Source organism: Rhizobium sp. LjRoot30 (assembly GCF_964253915.1).
In the GTDB taxonomy this organism is placed as follows: domain Bacteria; phylum Pseudomonadota; class Alphaproteobacteria; order Rhizobiales; family Rhizobiaceae; genus Metarhizobium.
The window spans coordinates 25,482-45,546 of sequence record NZ_CAXUSG020000006.1 but is presented as its reverse complement, the minus strand read 5'-3'; the positions used below and the strand labels follow the sequence as shown (position 1 = coordinate 45,546).

19 protein-coding genes are annotated in these 20,065 nt (G+C 63.1%); 11 read left to right on the top strand and 8 right to left on the bottom strand.

Going from position 1 to position 20,065, the window contains the following annotated elements; all coding sequences use genetic code 11:
- Positions 1 to 165: 165 nt before the first annotated feature.
- Positions 166 to 906 (top strand): GntR family transcriptional regulator, encoded by a 741-nt coding sequence (locus ACSQ3I_RS13800; RefSeq protein WP_435999756.1) that lies wholly within the window; start codon positions 166 to 168, stop codon positions 904 to 906.
- Between the two features lie 237 nt (positions 907 to 1,143).
- On the opposite strand, the gene ACSQ3I_RS13795 is transcribed toward ACSQ3I_RS13800, so the two are convergent.
- Positions 1,144 to 1,911, bottom strand: coding sequence for an SDR family oxidoreductase (locus ACSQ3I_RS13795; protein ID WP_435999754.1), 768 nt, complete (start codon positions 1,909 to 1,911; stop codon positions 1,144 to 1,146).
- Between the two features lie 342 nt (positions 1,912 to 2,253).
- Positions 2,254 to 2,682: a hypothetical protein gene (locus tag ACSQ3I_RS13790; RefSeq protein WP_435999752.1), complete on the bottom strand. Its 429-nt coding sequence runs from the start codon at positions 2,680 to 2,682 to the stop codon at positions 2,254 to 2,256.
- A 150-nt stretch (positions 2,683 to 2,832) separates the two neighbouring features.
- Between ACSQ3I_RS13790 and ACSQ3I_RS13785 the strand changes: the two genes are divergently transcribed.
- The 9 genes from ACSQ3I_RS13785 to kynA all read left to right on the top strand — a co-directional run bounded on the left by ACSQ3I_RS13785 (position 2,833) and on the right by kynA (position 14,380).
- Positions 2,833 to 3,816 carry a putative B6 ABC transporter substrate-binding protein gene (locus tag ACSQ3I_RS13785; RefSeq protein WP_435999750.1) on the top strand — a complete coding sequence of 328 codons (984 nt, stop codon included), beginning with the start codon at positions 2,833 to 2,835 and terminating at the stop codon, positions 3,814 to 3,816.
- A gap of 132 nt (positions 3,817 to 3,948) precedes the next feature.
- The gene (locus ACSQ3I_RS13780; protein WP_435999749.1) at positions 3,949 to 5,469 is read left to right on the top strand and encodes a putative B6 ABC transporter ATP-binding protein; all 1,521 of its coding nucleotides are present in this window, start codon (positions 3,949 to 3,951) and stop codon (positions 5,467 to 5,469) included.
- Complete coding sequence (locus ACSQ3I_RS13775) at positions 5,466 to 6,557, top strand: putative B6 ABC transporter permease subunit 2 (protein WP_435999747.1); 1,092 nt, start codon at positions 5,466 to 5,468, stop codon at positions 6,555 to 6,557. Before ACSQ3I_RS13780 ends, ACSQ3I_RS13775 begins: the two co-directional genes overlap by 4 nt.
- Positions 6,558 to 6,560: 3 nt before the next feature.
- On the top strand, positions 6,561 to 7,493 hold the full coding sequence (locus ACSQ3I_RS13770) for a putative B6 ABC transporter permease subunit 1 (RefSeq protein ID WP_435999745.1): 933 nt from the start codon (positions 6,561 to 6,563) through the stop codon (positions 7,491 to 7,493).
- A gap of 150 nt (positions 7,494 to 7,643) precedes the next feature.
- Positions 7,644 to 8,999, top strand: coding sequence for an aspartate aminotransferase family protein (locus tag ACSQ3I_RS13765; RefSeq protein ID WP_435999744.1), 1,356 nt, complete (start codon positions 7,644 to 7,646; stop codon positions 8,997 to 8,999).
- Positions 8,996 to 10,600, top strand: coding sequence for a N,N-dimethylformamidase beta subunit family domain-containing protein (locus ACSQ3I_RS13760; protein ID WP_435999742.1), 1,605 nt, complete (start codon positions 8,996 to 8,998; stop codon positions 10,598 to 10,600). The genes ACSQ3I_RS13765 and ACSQ3I_RS13760 overlap by 4 nt, the downstream gene beginning before the upstream one ends.
- Before the next feature lie 131 nt (positions 10,601 to 10,731).
- On the top strand, positions 10,732 to 12,360 hold the full coding sequence (locus ACSQ3I_RS13755; protein WP_435999740.1) for a benzoate-CoA ligase family protein: 1,629 nt from the start codon (positions 10,732 to 10,734) through the stop codon (positions 12,358 to 12,360).
- Positions 12,357 to 13,553, top strand: coding sequence for a kynureninase (gene kynU / locus ACSQ3I_RS13750; protein ID WP_435999738.1), 1,197 nt, complete (start codon positions 12,357 to 12,359; stop codon positions 13,551 to 13,553). The genes ACSQ3I_RS13755 and kynU overlap by 4 nt, the downstream gene beginning before the upstream one ends.
- Positions 13,550 to 14,380 carry a tryptophan 2,3-dioxygenase gene (gene kynA / locus ACSQ3I_RS13745; RefSeq protein ID WP_435999736.1) on the top strand — a complete coding sequence of 277 codons (831 nt, stop codon included), beginning with the start codon at positions 13,550 to 13,552 and terminating at the stop codon, positions 14,378 to 14,380. The genes kynU and kynA overlap by 4 nt, the downstream gene beginning before the upstream one ends.
- A gap of 83 nt (positions 14,381 to 14,463) precedes the next feature.
- Here the strand turns inward: kynA and ACSQ3I_RS13740 are convergent, their stop codons facing one another.
- Genes ACSQ3I_RS13740 through pcaD form a run of 5 tightly spaced genes read right to left on the bottom strand, consistent with a single transcriptional unit; the run spans position 14,464 to position 18,113 of the window.
- Complete coding sequence (locus ACSQ3I_RS13740; RefSeq protein WP_435999734.1) at positions 14,464 to 15,528, bottom strand: 3-carboxy-cis,cis-muconate cycloisomerase; 1,065 nt, start codon at positions 15,526 to 15,528, stop codon at positions 14,464 to 14,466.
- Positions 15,529 to 15,550: 22 nt separating this feature from the next.
- A complete protein-coding gene (pcaG, locus tag ACSQ3I_RS13735; protein WP_435999733.1) occupies positions 15,551 to 16,174 on the bottom strand; it encodes a protocatechuate 3,4-dioxygenase subunit alpha in 624 nt (207 codons plus the stop codon).
- Position 16,175: 1 nt separating this feature from the next.
- Positions 16,176 to 16,916: a protocatechuate 3,4-dioxygenase subunit beta gene (gene pcaH, locus ACSQ3I_RS13730; RefSeq protein WP_436000221.1), complete on the bottom strand. Its 741-nt coding sequence runs from the start codon at positions 16,914 to 16,916 to the stop codon at positions 16,176 to 16,178.
- Positions 16,916 to 17,323 carry a 4-carboxymuconolactone decarboxylase gene (pcaC, locus tag ACSQ3I_RS13725; protein ID WP_435999731.1) on the bottom strand — a complete coding sequence of 136 codons (408 nt, stop codon included), beginning with the start codon at positions 17,321 to 17,323 and terminating at the stop codon, positions 16,916 to 16,918. Before pcaC ends, pcaH begins: the two co-directional genes overlap by 1 nt.
- Position 17,324: 1 nt before the next feature.
- On the bottom strand, positions 17,325 to 18,113 hold the full coding sequence (gene pcaD, locus ACSQ3I_RS13720) for a 3-oxoadipate enol-lactonase (protein WP_435999730.1): 789 nt from the start codon (positions 18,111 to 18,113) through the stop codon (positions 17,325 to 17,327).
- An 88-nt stretch (positions 18,114 to 18,201) separates the two neighbouring features.
- Between pcaD and pcaQ the strand changes: the two genes are divergently transcribed.
- A complete protein-coding gene (gene pcaQ, locus ACSQ3I_RS13715; RefSeq protein ID WP_435999728.1) occupies positions 18,202 to 19,125 on the top strand; it encodes a pca operon transcription factor PcaQ in 924 nt (307 codons plus the stop codon).
- Here the strand turns inward: pcaQ and ACSQ3I_RS13710 are convergent, their stop codons facing one another.
- Entirely contained in the window at positions 19,126 to 20,064 is a 939-nt protein-coding gene (locus ACSQ3I_RS13710; protein ID WP_435999726.1) for a cyclase family protein, read from the bottom strand.
- Position 20,065 lies beyond the last annotated feature (1 nt).

Below are 20,065 nucleotides of genomic sequence, written 5' to 3'. Positions count from 1 at the left end.
GCGCCTCGGTCGAGGTTGACGTCTGTCAAAAATGGCGGGGACTGAAGCGCCCAGGTCGGTGGCGATGCTTGGTACAGTTCCCCGGACTATGGTATGATGTGCGTAATTGTCGAAGCTTTGGCCGGATCGTTACGGTCGCGCACGGGACAGGATACTAAACCGCTGATGCTGAATAACAACGGTAAGAAGAAGATGCCGGTTTTGTCCAAGGACGCGCCCCAGTATAATTTCAAGGTCACCAAGACGGCTGCTCCCTTGCGCCACAGCGTTACGGAAAGCATCCGCAATTCCATTGCCGCCGGTATCTACAAGGCCGGCGACCGGCTGACGGAACGCGATCTCTGCGAAATGACCGGCGTCAGCCGCACCGCCGTGCGCGAGGCGCTACGCCAGCTCGAATCCGAAGGCATGATCTACGTCCTGCCGCACCGCGGCCCGATCGTCGCCGGCGTTACGCCGGAACAGGCCGAGGGAATCTATCAGGTGCGCATGGAGCTCGAAGGGCTGGCCAGTGAACTGTTTGCGCAGCGTGCGACGCCCGCCGACCACAAGGCATTGCGCAAGGCCTTCAAGAAGATGAAGGATTCATCGACCTCGACGGATTCCATCGTCCGTCTCAAGGCCAAGAATGAATTTTACGATTGTCTGATCTCCGGCGCCTACAACGAGGCGCTTGGCCAGACGCTCTCCATGCTCAATTCGCGCATCATGGTGCTGCGTGCAACGTCGCTGCAGGCGCCGGGTCGCACGGTGCAGAGCATGGAAGAACTGAGCGAACTGGTGGAACTGCTGGTCGCCCGCAAGGATGCCGAGGCCCGCAAGGCCGCGATCAAGCATGTATCCAATGCCGCCAAAGTGGCAATCGGCATTCTGCGCGCCCAGTTTGAGGAAGCGGCCGCGGAATAACGGCTGAAACTTGCGGCCGCTAGGCTGTTGCCAAAGGCTTAAAACGTCTCCGTCGTCATCCTCGGGCTTGTCCCGAGGATCTGGGCACGCGAAATGCAATCTTTCATCGTCAATGGCTTAGCAGGCGAAGGCAGATCCTCGGGACAAGCCCGAGGATGACGACATTGGGACGATAGCGGTTTGTAAACAAGCTGACGGAGGCACGTTTGCCGCCGTTGCCGCCCCGCTTCGCCCGTCTCAGATCCCCGGCGTCGCGCCGCCGTCGACGTTGATCACCGTGCCCTGGATATAGGAAGCCTTGTCGGAAACGAGGAAGGCGACCGTGTGGGCAATCTCTTCCGGCGTGCCATAGCGGTCGATGTGCTGCGCAATGCGCATTTCCTCGCGGGCGTCCTCGAAGCTGATGCCCTGGTCCTTCGCTCGGACCTTGATGCGGGCTTCCAGCCGGTCGGTGACGATATGGCCGGGGCACAACACGTTCATGCGGATGCCGTCCGCGGCCGCCCGCTTCGACAGCGCCTTGGTGAAGTTGATGATGGCGGAATTCACCGAGCCGCCGATGGTGAAATCCGGTTCCGGCGTGTGGGCGCCGATGCCGGAAATGTTGACGATGCTGCCGCCGGCCTTGGCGAGCGCCGGCCATGCGGCCCGGCAGAACCGCACGGTGGCATGAAACTTCAGCGCAAAGCCGCTGATGAAATCCTCTTCCGTCAGGGCGAAAAAATCACCGCGCTTGGTGGCGCCGGCATTGTTGACGACGACGTCGATGCGGCCGAACGTATCGAGGGCGGCCTTGACCACCGCGTCGGGCGCTTCCGGCTGTGAAAGATCGGCCGCGACGGCAAGCGTTGCCGGCGCGCCGGCAGCCTTTGCCAGCGCAACCGTTTCGTCGAGGCCGGCCTGGTCGCGGGCGGCAACCACGACGGCATAACCGGCCCGGCCGAGCTCGATGGCGATGGCCCGTCCCAATCCCTTGCTGGCGCCGGTCACGATCGCTGTCTGCATTGTCTTTTCCTTCGTGTTTCGTAGGGTGAAATGAGCGCTTTTCCAAGCTTTTTCAAAGCGATGGATCGGACTGCCGATTTCCCGTTTTCGCGCCTCAATGCGCTTGACAGATTGTATTACGGTATGAGAGTGTTATGCCCATAGAGGCGTGTCAAGCCCAATGGTCCCCGGTTCGGGAAATTGTTCCGAACGGCTTTTCTGGACAAGTGCAGGAAAGGCTTTCCCGATGCAAGTCGATTGGCGTATCCACGGTGCGATGACTGCCTTGCGGCAGGCCTCCGGCCGTCCGTGCGCCGGTCCTGTTGTCGGCAGGGGTAAGGGCGGCAGGGCCGCCCGCCTTTCTCAGATTGCCTTGCAGGTCACCCGGTTTTCCGCCTGGGTGCAGACGAGATTTTCCGCTGCCGGCGTGTCTCCGGCGCGGCGTGACAGCACGATTTCGGCGCGCGTCTCCCAGGAGCGCCCCTCCAGGCCGCACCACAGCGACTGGATCGGCATGCGGTCTTCCTTGTCGTTCAGCAGAAAAATCTCGCCGCTTTTCGGATCCGACCACAGGTCGACGCTCACCTTGGCGCCCTCCGCGGCAATGCCGAGGTCCAGCGAATACCAGTGGGCGATCGCGCTCTTGCAGGCCATCGGCGCCGGGCCGGCATTGGTGAAGGTCATCGGCACCTTCACGAGCCCGTCGCGGCCGCGCACCACCACATGGACTTCCTGTGCGGCGGTCGTGCCGGCCAGGGCGATCATGAACATCGAAATCAGGGAGAATTTCATCGTCGACTCGTTGAGTTTAATGAATACTGTGTTTGTTGTTTGCAAAATACGAATAACAAACATATGAATTACAGGCAAACAAAAAGGGGAACCTAAGAAATGAAGAGCATTTTGAAAAGAAGTGCGAGTGTTATTACTTTTGTCGCACTCATGAATACTTTTGCGCTTGCCGCGGAAGTCAAGTCCATCGCCATCCTGACGCCGGAACAGGGCACGGATTTCGGCTGGAACCAGCAGGGCATCGATGCGGCGAAGGCCGCAGGCGCCAAGGCCGGTGTTGAAGTCACCGTTGCCGAAAACCTCGGCTACGGCGACGTTCGCCCGACGCTGCGCGAGCTTGCCGAAGACGGCGCGAGCCTGCTGATCGCCCATGCCAGCGGCTACAACACCGCTGCCCCGGAAATCGGCGCCGAACTGAACGTTCCGGTCGCCATCGTCGACCGTCCGGACCAGCTGAAGGCCGGTGCCGTTGCCGACTATACGGCAAGCGGTCATGAAGGCGCTTATCTCGCTGGCCGCCTCGCCGCCAAGATGTCGCGCACCGGCGTCGTCGGCATCGTCGTTTCCGGCGAGCCTCCGTCGTGGAACGCCATGTCTTCTGCTTTCGCCGAAGGCGTGAAGGCTGAAAAATCGACCGTCGAAGTTCGTTACGCGGTGATCGGCCCGGCTGCTTATGCTGACGTCGCCGGCGGCAAGCGTGTCACCGAAACCGTGATCGCCGCCGGCGCCGACGTCATCTTCGGCCAGGGCAACGGCTCGTCCTTCGGCATGCTGCAGGCTGTCGAAACCACCAAGGCAACCGATGGCGGCAAGGTCTATTTCATCGACGTCATCGGCGACAAGACCTCGCTGGACAAGGGCTTCCTGCTGTCGTCCGTCATCTGGGACCTGACCCCGGTCTACGGTGCGATGATCGAAGACCTGAAGGCCGACAAGTTCGGTAGCCGCAACTACGACATCAAGCTGTCCGACGACTCCGTCAAGCTGCTCAAGACCAAGAGCATCCCGGATGACGTCTGGTCGCAGATTTCGGCGCTGCGTGACGACATCATCGGCGGCAAGATCAAGGTCGAGCCGCATTTCGATGCCGATACCGTGCACAAGCTTGTCACGGCCGTTCCGACAGCGCAGTAATAGAGCGCAGACGATCGTTCGCCGCGCCGATGGGGTTCCGTCGGCGCGTGCGATGCCTTTTCGGACATGAAATAGAGTTGCAGATTTATGGTGGGCAGTTCCGCTTCTCCGGTTGCCGCACAAGGGCCAGTCGTGTCCTTGCGCCAGGTGACAAAACGGTTTCCAGGCGTGGTCGCCAACGACCACGTGACGATCGACCTCTGGCCGGGAGAGGTGCATGTTCTTCTCGGCGAAAACGGTGCGGGCAAATCGACGCTCGTCGGCATGCTGTCGGGGCTGCAGAAGCCGGATGAGGGCGAAATCCTGATCGATGGTCAGGCTATCGATATCGCCTCGCCGCGCCAGGCGCTCGATCTCGGCATCGGCACCGTCTTCCAGCATTCGATGCTGGTTCCTTCCTTGACCCTGGTCGATAATTTTACCCTCGGCGGCCCCTGGTGGAAGCGGCCGGATCGCGAAGGCGTTGCGGCGCGGATGCGCGAGCAGGCCGGCAGCATTGGCATCAAGATCGATCCTTATGCGCTGGCGGGATCGCTGTCGCTCGGCGAGCAGCAGCAGGTCGAGATCGTTCGCGCCCTTTTGCGCGGCAGCCGCTGCCTGATCCTTGACGAAGCGACGGCGATGTTGACGCCGCGCGATGCCGAACAGCTTGGCGAGCTGATGCGGCGCCTGGTGGCGCGCGGGCTGGCCGTGGTTTTCATCACCCACAAGCTCAATGAGGCGCTGGCCTATGGCGACCGCATCTCCGTGCTGCGGCTCGGCAAGAATGCCGGTGCCATGGAGCCGGAGATCCTGAAGAATGCCGATACTTCCGTCGCTATGGCGGAAGTCGTGCGCATGATGTTCGGCACCAATGCCTCCGGCGAAGCCGAAGCTGGCGGGCGCGAGACACGTCGTGCCGCGGGCGGCAAACCGGTGCTCGCCGTCGATGATCTCGCGGTCGACGATGGTTCGGTGCCTCTCTCCGGCATCTCGTTTACCGTGGCATCAGGCGAGATCCTCGGCCTGGCCGGTATCGACGGCAATGGCCAGAAGCAACTGGCGGAAGCGCTTGCCGGCCAGCGCCCGATCCGCTCCGGCGTGCTGAAACTCAAGGGCGCGTCGCTGGAAAAGGCAGGCGTCGGCGAGCGGCGCAGCCACGGGCTGCGATACGTCACCGACGACCGGCTGGGCGAAGGCACGGTTGGCACATTCCCGGTCTCCACCAATCTTCTCCTCAAGCAGATCGGCGACCGGCCGTTCTGGAAGAGCGGCGTCGAGCAGCCGGCGGCAATTGCCGACAATGCCCGGCGTTATGTCGGTGAATTCGACGTGCGCACGCCGAGCATCGAGACCCCGGTGGCAAAACTCTCCGGCGGCAATATCCAGAAGGTTCTTTTGGCGCGGGAGCTTTCCGGCGCGGCCGAGGCGGTGATTTTCGCCAAGCCGACCTATGGGCTGGATGTCCAGAACATCCGCTCGTCCCGCCGCCGCATTCGCGAGGCGGCGGAGGCCGGCCGGGCCGTGCTTTTGATTTCCACCGACCTTGAGGAAATTTTGGAACTGGCCGATCGTATTGCCGTCATGTCGCAAGGGCGTATCGTCGGCACGGTCGAGAACGATGCCGATGCCCGGCGCAAGATCGGCGAATTGATGAGTGGGATGACGGTATGAGCGCCGCACAGACAACACGCACGGCGGAAAAGCCGACCGAGGCCCCGCCGGAACACCGCCGCGAATGGGCGCATATGGCTCTGATCACCATCGGTCCGGTCATCGTTGCCCTGATCATCGGTGGGCTGGTACTGATCGCCATGGGCGTCAATCCGCTGACCTATTATTCTTATGTCGCCGGCCGCGGACTGCTTTCGCCGTCGGGCCTTCAGGCGACGTTGACGCGTATGGGGCCGCTGCTGTTGATCGCCGCCAGCCTGATCGTCGCCTTCCGGGCCGGGATCTGGAACCTCGGCGGCGACGGGCAGTTCCTGCTGGGCGCGGTGCTTGTCGCCGCTGCTGGTCCTGTCCTGGTCGAGATCTTTCCGGTATGGATCGTGCTGCTTGCCGGCCTGGTGATCGGCGCTATCGTCGGCATGGTCTGGTCCGTGGTGCCGGCCTTGCTCCGGGCCTACCAGGGTGTCAACGAGATCATCACCACCTTGATGATGACCTTCCTTGGCGTGTCGCTCGCCAACGTTCTCGTCAAGCTGGCTTTCCTCGATCCGACCACGACCGTGCCGCAGACGCGGACGCTGCCGGTGGAGGATCGCCTACCGCGGCTGTTCGATACCACCGTTTCCTCCGGCCTGCTGATCGGCCTCGCTGTCATCATCGTCGTACATCTGGTGATGACCCGCACGGCCTTTGGCCTGAAATTGCGGGTCGTCGGCGCGAATTCCAGGGCGGCGATCCATGCCGGCCTGCCGGTGCCGCTTTTGACAGTGCTGGTGTTCGGCATCTCCGCCGCCCTTGCCGGGCTTGCCGGCGCGGTCGATATCCTCGGCACCCAGGGCAATGTCCGCGCCGACTGGAACCCGGCCTACAGCCTGACGGTGGTGCCGCTGGTCTTCCTGGCCCGCTTCAACGGGTTTGGTACCATCGCCTTCGTTTTCCTGTTCTCGGTGCTGTCGATCGGCGGCGAGAGCGCGGCGCGCAAGCTTGGCGTGCCGAACTATTTCTCGCTGGTTATCGTGGCGATCCTGCTGGTCGTGCTCGGCCTGACCGAATATCTCGACCAGCGCCGGCAGCAGACGGTGAGGAGCTAAGTCATGGGTCTGTTTACCGAAGCTTTCCTCACGTCTCTGGTGCTCGGTGCCGTCGTCGCCGGCATTCCGCTCCTGCTGGCCGGTCTTGGCGAGCAACTGTCCGAAAAGGCCGGCGTGCTCAACATCGGTCTCGAAGGCATGATGCTGATCGGCGCCTACATGGGTTTCCTGATTGCTTATGTCTCCGGCTCCACCACGCTCGGCTTCGTCTTCGGCGCGCTGGGCGGCATGGCGGTGGCGGCGATCATGGCGTTGCTCTGCGTCCGGCTCGGCCTCAACCAGATCGTCATCGGCATTGCCCTGACGCTGGGCGCCGAGGGGATTACGGCACTTCTGCACAACATCCAGTTTTCGCGCACCTATCCGCGGCTGGATGCGATGGAGACGCTGCCGATTCCATTCCTTTCTGGCATCCCTGTGATCGGGCCGGCCGTCTTCGATCGGCCGATCATCGTCTACATCGCCATCCTGCTCGTCTTCGTGATGATCTACGTCTTCCGCGCCACCCATCTTGGCAGCGCGCTGCAGGCGGCGGGTGACAAGCCGGCGGCGCTGGATGCCGCGGGTGTCGACGTCATTCGAACCCGTACCGTTGCCGTCTTGTGCACCGGACTATTCGCCGGGCTCGGCGGTGCCTTCATGTCGATCGTCGGCGCCGGTGTCTTCGTGCCGTTCATGACGCATGGCAACGGCTTCATCGGCATCGTGCTCGCCATGCTGGCGCGTGGGAAACCGCTCTGGGTGCTTGGCGGCGCCCTGCTGTTCGGCGCCTGCCTGTCGATGACGACGGCGCTGCAGGTGGCCGGTGTCGATATCCCCACCGACGTCATCCAGATGCTGCCCTTCGCCATGGTCATGCTGGTGCTGATCCTGGCCGGCCGCCGCGCCAGCCTGCCGCTGGCGCTCGGTTCCAGCTATGTGCGCGGCGCGCGCTGAACCCGTCACAAATGCCCGATTGAAATCCGCCGCCAGACCTCTGGCGGCGGATTCGTTTTCATGGTCATGTCCGGAACCATGACGAGATTCTGCGCATAAGGGGCGGGCTTTGTGACCCTCACCGGCGCAAAAAAGGAGGAAAACCGCAGCATGTCCAAGCCCACCAGTACCGGCAGCAGCTATGGTGTCGATTACCTCCCGAAGATCGCTTACGCTCGCGGCAGCTACCTCTTCGATATCGATGGCAACCGTTATCTCGATGGCTCGGGCGGCCCGGCGGTCTATTGTCTCGGCCACGCCCATCCGGAGGTCAATGCCGCCGTCGCCGAGCAGATGGGCAAGATCGCCCATGCCTATCGTTACCTCTTCTCCAGCGACGCCGTGGAGGAACTGACCGATATCATCACCGACCGGACAGACGGGCATTTCCCCAATGCTGTCTACGTGACGAGCGGGTCCGAGGCGGTGGAATCCTGCCTGAAGATCGCCCTGCAATATCACGCCGCCCGCGGCGAGATGAGCCGCCGCCGCTTCATCGCTCGCCGGCGCTCCTGGCACGGCAACACGCTGGGCGCCTTGTCTGTCTCCGATTTCAAGACGCGCCGCGCCTCCTTCGAGGGCAGCCTGCTGGATGTCTCCTTTGTCTCCGCCGCCAATGCCTACCGTCCACCGGACGGTGTGGCGGCTGGCGATCTGGCGGCGTTCCTGGCGAAAGAGCTGGAGGACGAGATCCTGAAAGTCGGCCCCGAAAAGGTGGCGGCCTTCATCTTCGAACCGGTCGTCGGCGCTGCCGGTGGCGTCGTGCCAGCGCCGGAGGGGTATGCGAAGGCCGTGGAAGCCGTATGCCGGCGCCACGGCGTGCTGATCATCGGCGACGAGGTGATGTGTGGCTCCGGGCGCACCGGCACCTGGCGGGCGCTGGAGCAGGATGGCGTGGTGCCGGATATCATGAGCGTCGCTAAAGGATTGGCCGCCGGTTACGTGCCGCTGGGTGCTGCGCTTTACAGCGATGCCGTTCACCGGACGCTGGTCGATGCCCATGGCGGTGCCCAGACCGGCCATACCTTCACCGGCCACACCGCCGCCTGTGCGGCCGCCGTCGCCGTCCAGAAAATCATCAGCCGCGACGGGCTGCTCGATCATGTTTTGGCGCGGGGCGAGGCATTCCGGGGTGAGTTGCGGAAAGCCTTCGCGGATGTGCCTGAAGTTGGCGATGTCAGGGGGCGCGGTTATTTTATCGGGCTGGAGATCGTCTCAGATCCTGAAAGCAAGGCGCCGTTCCGGCCCAATCTCTCCGTCCATGCGGATATCGGCCGGCGCGCCTTCGAGGCCGGGCTGATCTGCTATCCCTGCACCGGCAATGTCGGCGGCACGGCGGGCGATACCGTCATCCTGGCGCCGCCCTACAATGCCAGCGAGGAAGAACTGGCCGAAATCCTGTCGAAGCTCACTGTTGCGGTGAAGGATTCGGTTCATGCCGCCCGCAAGGGGGAAACGCTGGCATGAGCAGTCCTTCGACCGCCGCGCATTACCAAGCCGTTTTCGGCCGCTATTTCGAATCGCCGGCCAACCTGCCGCCGGGCACGCCGTTCCTCTGGGCCTATGCCGACCGGCATTCTTACGGCGCAGGTGAAACGGTTTCCGTCCACGTCAACACCACGGCGAAACGTTTTCGCGCCACGCTTGTCCGCGATGGTCTTGTGCCGGTAACGGTCTGGCAGAAGGGAAACATCGAAGGCGCCGCCTACGAGACGCCCGACCAATGTTCCGCCGAAGGCTGCGGCTGGCCGGTCTGTTTCAGCTTTACCGTCGAGGCCGGCTGGCCGTCCGGCGGCTACAAGCTGATGCTGTGGTCGGAGGAAAACTCCCGGCTGACGGCGGAAACCATCCTGATCGTTCGCCCGGCGCCGGGAAACGGCCGTGGCCGCGTGCTCTTCGTGCCGCCGACCTGCACCTGGATGGCCTATAACGACTGGGGCGGCTCGAATTTTTACGAAGGCATCAGCGGGCCGGAGCGCAACCAGTTCTCGCCCATCGTCAATGCCGACAGGCCGTTCTGTCGCGGTTTCGCCAGCCTGCCGCCGGATGCACCACGGGTGGCGCTCGACCATGTGCCCGGCCTGCTGGCGCCGCCGCGTTATCCGCATATGGAATGGGCATGGCGGACCGGCCACAGCAAGAAATACGCTTCCTCCGGCTGGGCCAGCTACGACCGGCATTTCTTCCATTGGATGGAACGCCAAGGGTATGCGGTCGACATCATCGCCCAGACAGATCTGCAGTACCGGCCCGAAATCATCGACAGCTATTCCTGCCTCGTCTTCGCCGGGCATGACGAATACTGGAGCTGGCAGATGCGGGACGCCGTCGATGCCTATGTCGAGGCGGGCGGGCATGTGGCGCGTTATGCCGGAAATTTCATGTGGCAGATCCGCCTGGAGGGCGAGGGTCGTCGGCAGATCTGCTACAAATACCGCGCCCGCAAGGAAGATCCCGTCTACGGCACCGAGAACGCCCGTTTCGCCACCACGAGCTGGGAAGCGGCGGAAATCGGCCGGCCGGGCGCCCTGACCTTCGGGCTGAACGCCACGCGCGGCATGTATACCGGCTGGGGCGGCGCCGTTGCCCGCGGCGCGCGGGGCTTTCCGATCTACCGCCCCGAACACTGGGCCTTTGCTGGCACCGGTTATGGTTACGGCGACGTGCTGGGCGCTGCCTCGCATGCCTTCGGCTATGAGGTCGATGGGCTCGACTATGTCATCAAGGGCGGCCTGCCCTATCCTTCCGGCGAGGAACAGGTGCCGGAAGGCCTGTCGATCCTGGCGCTCGGCCTCGCCTGCAATGTCGAGGAGGGCGAGGCCGTCAAGGCCGGCGACGTGTTCCTCAACAATGAGGATGCGGTGTTCATCGCCGAAATCCTGTATGGCGATACCGGCCCGGACGCGGTGGACCGCGCCAAGCGCGGCAGCGGTATGATCGTCAACTTTCCCAGAGGCAAGGGCGAGGTGTTTCATGCCGGAAGCTGCGAATGGGTCGCGGGCCTCATCCGCGGCGATGCCGGCGTGGAGGCGGTGACGCGCAACGTTTTCAACCGGTACCTGGCTTAGGCAGGGATGGGGCGCCACGCCCCTACCCCCATTCGGGGGCATCCGTGCATCGAGATATTTTAAACTTGAAATAGATTGCGGCTGGTGTAACGTCTGAGTCAGGGAACATAAGACAAAGGGAAACAGATACGATGTTGAGCCCTTCCGCACATATCGACACTTTTACGCGTGACAACCTGCCGCCTCGGGAGGAATGGCCTGAATTCGTGATGGGCGATTTCCAATATCCCGATCATCTCAATGCCGCGGTCGAGCTGACCGACCGCATGGTGGAAAAGGGTTTTGGCGACCATACGGCGCTGATCGGCAACGGCCGGCGGCGCACCTACAAGGAACTCACCGACTGGAGCAACCGCCTCGCTCACGCGCTGGTCGAGGAATATGGCGTAAAGCCGGGCAACCGCGTGCTGATCCGCTCCGCCAACAATCCGGCGATGATCGCCTGCTGGCTGGCGGCCACCAAGGTCGGCGCCGTCGTCGTCAATACGATGCCGATGCTGCGGGCCGGCGAACTCAAGAAGATCGTCGATAAGGCGGAAATCTCCATCGCGCTCTGTGATACGCGCATCATCGACGAGCTTGTCGCCTGCGCCAAGGACAGCGATTTCCTCAAGCAGGTGATCGGCTTCGACGGCACGGCCAACCATGATGCGGAACTCGACCGCATCGCTCTCGACAAGCCGGTGAAGTTCGACGCGGTGAAGACCGGGCGCGACGACGTTGCTCTTTTGGGCTTCACGTCGGGCACCACGGGCGTGCCGAAGGCGACGATGCATTTCCACCGCGACCTGCTGATCATCGCCGACGCCTATGCCAAGGAAGTGCTGAAGGTGACGCCGGAGGACGTGTTCGTCGGCTCGCCGCCGATCGCCTTTACCTTCGGCCTCGGCGGGTTGGCGATCTTCCCGCTGCGTTTCGGCGCCGCCGCCGCATTGCTGGAAAGCGCAACGCCACCGAACATGGTCAAGATCATCGAGACCTACAAGGCGACGATCAGCTTCACCGCGCCCACCGCCTACCGCGCCATGCTGGCGGCGATGGATGCCGGCGCCGATCTTTCGTCGCTGCGCATCGCGGTGTCGGCCGGCGAGACGCTGCCGGCGCCGGTTTACGAATTGTGGGAAGCCAAGACCGGCAAGCCGATCCTCGACGGCATCGGCGCCACCGAGATGCTGCATATCTTCATCTCCAATCGTCTCGACGACCGGGCGCCGGGTTCCACCGGCAGGCCTTTGACCGGCTACCAGGCCAAAATCGTCGACGAGGAGATGAACGAAGTGCCGCGCGGCACGATCGGCAAGCTCGCCGTGCGCGGCCCCGTCGGCTGCCGTTACATGGCGGATGCCCGCCAGCGCGAATATGTGAAGGCCGGCTGGAACATCACCGGCGACGCTTTCTATCAGGACGAGGACGGCCGTTTCCACTTTGCCGCACGCGCCGACGACATGATCGTTTCCGCCGGCTACAACATTGCCGGACCGGAGGTCGAGGCAGCACTGCTCGCCCATGACGACGTGGCCGAATGCGCCGTTATCGGCGTGGCGGATGAGGAGCGCGGCCAGATCGTCGCGGCTTACGTCGTGCTGGCCAAGGGCAAGAATGGCGACGAGGTGATGACCGTGGCCTTGCAGAATCACGTCAAGGCGACGATTGCTCCCTACAAATATCCGCGCTCCATCCGCTTCGTCGACAGCCTGCCGAAGACGGAGACGGGCAAGATCCAACGGTTCCAACTGAGAAACAGCAGCAGAGTCCAATGACCGACCTTTTCGAAAGGACAAAGGCGCTCTTCGAGATCCCCGAAGGCGTCATCTATCTCGACGGCAATTCGCTCGGCCCGCTTGCCAAGGCGGCCAAGGAGCGGCTGGCGCGGGAAGTTGCGGACAATTGGGGCGGCCAGCTGATCCGCGCCTGGAACACGGCCGGCTGGATCGACTTGCCGGCGCGCATCGGCAACAAGATCGGCACGCTGGTCGGCGCGCCCGAGGGATCGGTGATCGCCGCCGACTCGACCTCGGTCAACCTGTTCAAGGCGCTGACGGCGGCGCTGTCGCTCACCGGCGAGCGCAAAGTGATCCTCTCCGACAGCGGCAATTTCCCCAGCGATCTCTATATCGCCGACGGCGTGATCCGCACGCTCGACAAGGGCCACAAGCTGAAGGTCGTGGCGCCGGAAGAGGTGGAGGCGGCCATCGACGAGAGCGTGGCGGTGCTGATGCTGACGGAAGTCGATTACGCCACCGGCCGCCTGCACGATATGAAGGCGCTGACCGCCAAGGCGAAGACCGCCGGCGTCGTCACCATCTGGGATCTCGCCCACTCCGCCGGCGCTTTGCCGGTCGATCTTTTCGGTGCCGGTGCCGATTTTGCCATCGGTTGCGGTTACAAATATCTGAACGGCGGTCCGGGTGCACCGGCCTTCATCTATGTGCGACCGGAACTGCAGGAAAAGATCCGCCCGTCGCTCTCCGGCTGGCTCGGCCACGAAGCGCCGTTCCTCTTCGACCTCGATTACCGTCCCGGTCCGTCCATCGACCGGATGCGGGCCGGCACGCCGCCGATCCTGTCGATGACGGCGCTGGATGCCGGGCTTTCGGCCTGGGATGGCGTTGATATCCATGTCGTGCGCGAACGCTCGATTGCGCTCTGCGACCTGTTCATCAAGGAAGTGGAAGCGCGCTGCCCCGATCTCGTCCTGGCGTCGCCGCGCGACGGCAGCCGGCGCGGTTCGCAGGTTTCCTTCCGCCATCCGCAGGGTTACGCGGTGATGCAGGCACTGATCGCCAACAATGTCATCGGCGATTTCCGTGCTCCCGATATCATCCGTTTCGGTTTCACGCCGCTTTACATCGGGTTTGAAGAAACGGTTGCTGCGGCCGAGGTGCTGGAAAAGATCATCAAGGAAAAGCTCTGGGATCGCCCGGAATTCCTGAAGAAGAGCAAGGTCACATGACGAGCAAAGACCTGTCGCCGGATGGCGCCGAGCTGAACTTTCGCGACAAGATGTCCTATTCGAACTATCTGAAGCTCGAACTGGTGCTGAATGCCCAGGCGCCGCTCTCCAGCGCCCATGACGAACCGCTGTTCATCATTCAGCATCAGACGTCGGAACTGTGGATGAAGCTCGCCATCCACGAAATCCGCGCCGCCTGCGAGGCGATTCGCAACGACGACTTGCAGCCGGCCTTCAAGATGCTGACCCGCGTCGCCCGCATTTTCGAGCAGCTGAATAGCGCCTGGGATGTGCTGCGGACGATGACGCCCAGCGAGTACACCCTGTTTCGCGATGCGCTGGGGCAATCCTCTGGCTTCCAGTCCTGGCAGTACCGCGCTATCGAGTTCCTGGCCGGCAACCGCAACCCGGTGATGATGAAGCCGCACGAGCACGACGCCGGCATCAGCGAAAAGCTCGAAGACATTCTCAAGGCACCGAGCCTCTACCAGGAGGCTATCCTGCTGCTCGGCCGCAACGGTTTCGACATTGGCAACGAGGCCGCAGCCGACACACGGTCAACGCGGGCGGAAAGCGAGGCGGTACTATTTGCCTGGCGGGACGTTTATCGCGAGCCGTCAAAATACTGGTCGCTCTACGAACTGGCTGAAAAGCTGATCGACTTCGAGGATTATTTCCGCCGCTGGCGCTTCAACCACGTCACGACCGTGGAGCGCATCATCGGCCTGAAGCGCGGCACCGGCGGCACGGCCGGCGTTTCTTACCTCCGGCGCATGCTCGAGGTGGAACTGTTCCCGGAATTGTGGAAGGTTCGCACCGTCCTCTGAGCCGGAAAGGCTCGAGTTTGGCGGCGCTACGGCCGGTGCAGTAATAGGTCTGGCACCGGCGCAAGCGGACTGGCGCCGGTGCGTCAGTCCGGCTCTACCGTCCCTAGTCTCGTGATCGAAGCCAGCAGGTTTTGCGCGTGCAGCAGGGCGGTTCCCGTTGCATTCAGCATCTGAGGCAGGATCATCCATTCGAGCGTCCAGGCGGCGCCGGAGCGTTCCTGCTCGTGAACCAGCGCCTGATGCAGGCCGGAGAGCTGCACGGCATTGAACCGGGCAAGCGTCACGAGGACTTCGGCACGGACTGGGTTCTGTTTGTGCGCCATGGCTGATGAACCGCCGGCGCCTTCGATAACCACCTCTGCAATCTCGTTCTGTGCCATCAGTGCAATATCCTGGCCGACCTTGCCGAGGGCGCCGGTCACCTGGCTCAGCCAGTTGCCGAGGCCGGCGATCCGGTCGCGGGCGGCATGCGGCACGTAGTCGGGCACCGAAAGCTCTAGGGCCGAGGCGAGGCCTTGTCGCACGCCGGATATGCTGCCGCCGAATTTTTCCGCCGTGCCGGCCGGCCCTGCAAGGCTGACGATGAGGTTCTGCCGGCAAACGTCCTCAAGCTGGCCTTTTGCCCTCATGATCAAGTCGCGCCATACCGCGATCCTGTCCGCGGCGGTGATCGGGATTGCCGCCTGCATGCGCGTCCGCCCCATCACCGGGTTCTTGCCGAATGTGCTTGCGAGGGCATCCAGATGCGCAATCACCGCCTGCAGCCGCATGTCGAAAAGGGCGAGGACCGGCTTGAGTTTCAGCGCCAGCGCCGTGTCGATGACATCCTGGCTGGTGGCGCCGAAATGGATGTGGCGCCCCGCCGGTTCTCCGACATGCAGGCGCAATTGACGCACGAATTCCGGAACGACGACGCCATCCTTCAGCGTCGCCTGCCGAAGCAGGGCGAGATCCGGCTTGAAGCTCGCAGCCGCCGCCGATATCTCGGATGCCGCGACCTGCGGGATCAGGCCATGATCGGCTTCCGCCCGGGCCAGCGCCAGTTCGAAGCGCAGCATGGCGGCGCAATTGGCTGTGGTGCCGATCAGGCGGGCCAGTTCGACATCGCCAAGAAGCTCATCGAGAAAGGAGGAAAGCAGTTCGGTCACTATCGCAGCCCCGGTCCAGCGCCTACATATCGAAGAAGACGGTTTCGTTTTCACCCTGGAGATGGATATCGAACCGCACCGTCTCCCCCTCGCGCCGGCCGATCAGCGTGCGGACACGCTGGCGATGCTCGATGCGGGTAAGAACCGGATCTTCCGCATTTGCGGCCTCTTCATCCGAAAAATACATGCGCGTCTGCAGCCCGATATTGATGCCGCGGGCCACGACCCAGAAGAGGATATGCGGCGCCATCGGCCTCGGATCGTTCGGCCGAAACGGTGTGCGGCCGGGCTTGATGGTGTGGAAGACGAACTCGCCCGTCTGCATATCGCCCGGCTGGCGGCCCCAGCCGAGGAAGTTGGGATCGGCGGACCCACGCGTTTCCGTCGGGCTGTTGTAGAGCCCGTCGGCATCGGCCTGCCAGATTTCGACCAAAGCATCCTTCAGCGGGCTTCCGAGCCCGTCATAAACGAAGCCGCGAATGGTGATGCGTTCGCCGCGCGCCTGGTCGTTGGCGAGCGGTCCCGAGCCGAGATCGGTTTCGAAGATGCCGGAAATGCCGGAAAAGTTCGGGGTGCAGCCGATATGCACATAGGGGCCGGCGGTCTGCGACGGCGTTTCCTTGAGGTAGCCGAGCGGCAGAACCATCTCAATTGCCCTCCTTGCGGTTCTCGAACAGCGTCGACCGCCGGCCGCGTAAAACAATGTCGAACTTGTAGGCGCGCATGTCCATCGGCACGGTGGCATTCCAGTCAAGGGGCGCGATCAGCTGTTCGATCGCCTGCGGGTCGGGGATCGTCCTGACGATGGGACACCGGGCGATCATCGGGTCGCCCTCGAAATACATCTGGGTGATCAGCCGTTGCGCGAAACCATGGCCGAAGACGGAGAAATGGATATGCGCCGGCCGCCAGTCGTTGACGCCGTTCGGCCAGGGATAGGCACCGGGCTGGATGGTCTTGAACCAGTAGCCGCCCTCGTCGTCGGTGATCGTGCGGCCGACGCCGCCGAAATTCGGGTCGATGGCGGCGAGATAGGTCTCTTTCTTGTGGCGATAGCGACCGCCGGCATTGGCCTGCCAGAATTCCACCAGAACGCCGGGCACGCCGCGGCTGCGCTCGTCCAGCACCCGCCCATGCACGAGAATGCGCTGGCCGATCGCCATCTCGCCGGGCCTAGCATAGTTGACGATCAGGTCGTTGTCGTTGGGGCCGAGCATGTTGTGTCCGAAGACCGGCCCGGTCAGCTCCGTCGTCGTGCCTTCGAGCGAAATCAGCGCCCTCTGCGGCGAGCGCAGCACGGACGTCTTGTAGCCCGGCGTCAGTGCCGGCGGGTGCCAGTTGCGGTCGCGGGCGAAAAATGCGCCGGTTTCGGGCGGTGTATCCTTCATCATTCTCCTCCCCGGGGCACCTGAGCGCCCCGCATCTCGTCTAGCGTCTTCGTGACGATCTTGATCGCCGTGTTCGCCGCCGGCACGCCGGCATAGATCGCCACATGCAGCATGGCCTCGCGTATATCCTCCGCCGTCGCGCCGGTGTTGGCGGTGGCGCGGACATGCATGGCGAGTTCTTCGTGATGACCGAGTGCCGCCAGCAGCGCGATCGTCACCATCGAGCGTTCGCGCTTGCTCCAGTCCGGCCGCGACCAGACATCGCCCCAGGCGGTTTCGGTGATCATCGCCTGGAACGGTGCGTCGAAATCCGTCTTGTTCGCTTCCGCACGGTCGACATGGGCGTCTCCCAGCACGGCACGCCGCGTGGCCATGCCTTGTAGAAAGCGATCAGACGGCTGGTTCATGTCAATCCTCGTTGATGAAGTCGGCCAGCAGTTCCGCCAGCTGGCCGGGCTGCTCGACACAGGGAATGTGGCCGCAACCCTTGATGATCTCGAATTCCGCATCCGGGATGAGGTCGGCAGTCGCCTTGACCAGATCGGGCGGCGTCGAGCCATCCTGATCGCCGACCACGACCAGCGTCGGAACGGCGATTTTTGGCGCGTCCTCGGTGTAATCGGCCTCGCGCAGCGCGATGCAGGTGGCGACGTAGCCTTCCACCGATTGCCGCACGAGCATGGTGCGATAGCCGGAAAGGTCTGCCTTGCGCTTGGCGTGGAAATCCGGCGTGAACCAGACCTTCATCACGGCGTCGGCAATCGCTTCGAGACCCTTTTCCTTCACCGTGGCGATACGGGTGTTCCAGCTCTCCTGCGTGCCGACCTTGGCGGCGGTGTCGCAGAGGATCAGCTTGTCGACCAGCTCCGGCTTGAGCTTGTAGAGGCTCTGGACGATGAGACCGCCGACCGACAGGCCGCAGAAGGCCGCCTTCTTGACGCCGACATGTTTCAGCAGGCCGATCAGGTCACGCGCATGGTCCTCGATGCTGTAAGGCACCGTGCCGAGATCGGAGAGGCCGTGGCCGCGCTTGTCATAGACCAGGATCGACCAGTCTTCCGCCAGCTCGTCGATCAGCGGCAGCCAGATGCGGAAATCCGTCCCCAGCGAATTGACGAGAACGAGCACCGGATTGCTCTTCGACTCGGTCAGGTATTCGTAATGCACGACGGTGCCGTTGATCGCTGCGAAGGCCATGTGAATTCTCCTCGAACTTCAGTTACATGATGGTTATTGGCGTTTATAATGATATTTTCCGACGAATTCATAACGGGATGGATATGATTTGGACAGCCGGATCAAGTTTCGACACCTCCACACCTTTGTTGAAGTCGCGCGGCAGAAAAGCGTCGGCCGCGCTGCCGACGTGTTGTCCCTCACCCAGCCGGCGGTAACCCGGACGATCCGTGAACTCGAGGAATATCTTGGCGTCGATCTGTTCGAAAGGGAAGGTCGCGGCATCGTCATAACACGGTTTGGCGAGGTGTTCCTGCGCCATGCCGGCGAGAGCATTGCTGCGGTTCGCCGCGGCGTCGATTCCATTTCGCTGGCGAAAACCTCCTCCGGCCCGCCGCTGCGGATCGGCGCCTTGCCGACGGCGTCCGCCAGCTTCCTTCCGGATGCGGTGGCGGACTTCATCAAGGCGGGTACGGGCAGCGTGGTCACCATCGTCACCGGCGAAAACCGCTGGCTTCTCGATGCCCTGCGGTTGGGCGAGCTCGATCTCGTCGTCGGTCGGCTTGCCGCGGCCGAGTTCATGGCCGGCCTGAGCTTTGAACCTCTCTATTCGGAAGAGGTCGGCTTTGCTGTCCGCTCGGGGCATCCGCTGCTGCAACGCCGCAGCTTCTCGCTGGCCGAGATCGGCCATTATACGGTGCTGATGCCGATCAAGGGGTCGGTGATCCGGCCGTTCGTCGACCGTTTCCTTTTGTCCAACGGCATCGGGGCGCTGACGAACACGATCGAAACCGTCTCGGACAGCTTTGGCCGCGCCTTCCTGCAGACGCAGGATGCCGTCTGGATCATTTCGAAAGGCGTGGTGAAGCGCGAGATCGAAGCCGGGACCATGTCCTTTCTCGACGTCGATACGTCGGAGACGCGCGGCGCCGTCGGCTTCACCATGCGGGCGGACGTCGCGCCCACCCTGCCGGTGTCGATCATGATGACCACGATCCGTGCCCGTCTCGCCGGCAGCGGCCAGCAGTTCTAGCTACAGGATGGCGAAAGGCGTGCCGGGTGAGCCGGTCGCGCCTTCGATCCTGAGCGGCGCGAAGGCATAGACGAATTCCGAGCGACTCGTTTCGGCAAGGGCATCGAGGTTCATGCCTTCGTGCAGGTAGATGCCGTGGCGCATGATCAGGTGCTGGTGGCAGGGTAGCACTAGGTCGGGATCGACCGGCGGCACCACGTCGATGGCAAAGTTGTCGGCGCCGACGACGACGGGCTGCAGGGCGGCCAGGAACTCGGCCGCGGCCAGACCAAGGCCCGGCTCGCCGTCATACCAGCTGGCCGCCTCCGAGAAGAAGCGGGAGCCATGGCCGGTGCGGATCAGCACCACGTCGCCGGGCCTCAGCCAGTCGTTGCGATCCAGCCCCTGCCGGTCGATGCATTGCAGCAGGTGGTCGGGGGTAATTTCGAAGCCGTTGGCCAGCGGTTCACCAAACAGCGCCTGCACGTCGAGCAGCACGCCGCGGGTGAAAAAGATCGGCGCCTTTTCGATGCCGAGCTTTTTCAGCCCGTAGGGAGACCAGATCTCCGAAAGCTTGTTGCCGTTGTAGACGAGTGTGTCGCAATGGCCGCAGGGATAGGTCACCTGGTGGCCGAGATGGCCGAGCGCATCCATGTGGGTGCCGATCTGGCCGATCTCGGTGCAGATAAAATCATCGTTCCAGACGGTGCGGCTGACGGCGCCTTCCGGCCCGCCTGTGGGGCCGCCGGGCATCTTCAGGCCGAAGGTCCGGCCGGGAGAGAGCGGCATGCCGACGCGGTAGGGAAAGCCGAGCGAGACGGTCTCGCCGGAGCGGATCAGCCTTGCCGCCTCCAGCACCTTGTGCGGGCCAAGCAGGTTGCCGGCGCCGATTTCATCGTCGGCGCCCCAGCGGGAGGGAAACCAGGCTTGGCCGAGGGCCGGATTTTCAACGTCGCTCATT